Origin of the sequence: Galbibacter marinus (assembly GCF_000300875.1) — a bacterium.
GTDB lineage: Bacteria > Bacteroidota > Bacteroidia > Flavobacteriales > Flavobacteriaceae > Galbibacter > Galbibacter marinus.
Map to the genome: position 1 here is coordinate 1 of NZ_AMSG01000063.1, position 1109 is coordinate 1109.

The window sequence follows — 1109 nt, forward strand, 5'->3', positions numbered from 1 at the left end:
CTCGGGTCGTTTTATTGCCTGACCGCTAACGGTCAAGTATAAGCGTAGTGCGGGATTTCGGAGCAATTCACTGTCCGCCCACCACAAAGTTTCTTAGGAGCAAAAATGCTCAAATTTAGCAGTTCAGCCCGCATTACGCTTATACAATGTTGGCGGTAGTTTTTTTTATTCAATTCTCCTTAATACCCCCTTTAATTTTGCTTCAACTCCAAGATTATCAAAAAGTTTTTCAGTCAATGTTAATGTCTTCTTGAAAGCTGTTTTAATATCTGTCGGATCTAATTCTGATGTTGTCTCCTGAAATAACGAATACCAATCTGGGTCTATGTCTTTTTCCAAGCTTTTTGTTGGACTTTCCCAATGTTTGGTTTGGTATGTTTCAATTCTTATTAACCAAAGTAAATATTTTTGAACATTTGATAAGCTTTGGTAAGCGTGAGCAAATTCCTGTCGTTTAATTAAGTTGCTTGTTGTAAGTAAAACATTCAACAATGATTGGCTCAACCACAGGATATTTTCATTTGTTGTTCGATCAGGTACTTTAGTTTTTATTTCTTTGAGCGTGTTAGTCAATAAATCTTCTTTATCTACTAAAATCATCTTGTCAAAGTCGCTAAACTCTACCAAACCGTCCCACGATTTGATAACTTCCATTTGGTCGTTTGTCAAAAAATGAAACTCCCCCCTTATCATATTTTCAAAAATGGCAACTTCACTTCCATACTCGTTGGTAAAATATAATGCCAAAGGATGAATTTGGCTTACCCAATTTTCAGCGGAAAAATTTTCTTTATCCTTCAAGAAGATGTAGAATTCAATATCTGAATATTTGTCCCCTTCATTTTTGGTAAATGACCCGTACATAAATACGGCAGAAATATTTTTATCATTTTGAGCTATTGACTTTGTTTTGTCAATCATTTGTAACTGTGTCATTTTCTAATTTTTTAATATTAACAATCGCCCTTTCTACTTTGCGTATTAAAGGATATTTCAATTCTTATTCTATCTTACAGTTACTTATAGCTTCATTTTCTTGAATGTTTTTCGTTGTTAATTGTTTCTTCAAATTACCGCCAACGGTTTGGGTATTGCCGAAGGTGGGGAAA

Annotated in this window: 1 protein-coding gene; it reads right to left on the reverse strand. The window is 34.3% G+C overall.

Annotation, left to right across the window (positions count from 1 at the left end):
* Positions 1 to 165 precede the first annotated feature (165 nt).
* The gene (lnu(I), locus tag I215_RS15570; protein ID WP_008992950.1) at positions 166 to 936 is read right to left on the reverse strand and encodes a lincosamide nucleotidyltransferase Lnu(I); all 771 of its coding nucleotides are present in this window, start codon (positions 934 to 936) and stop codon (positions 166 to 168) included.
* Positions 937 to 1109 lie beyond the last annotated feature (173 nt).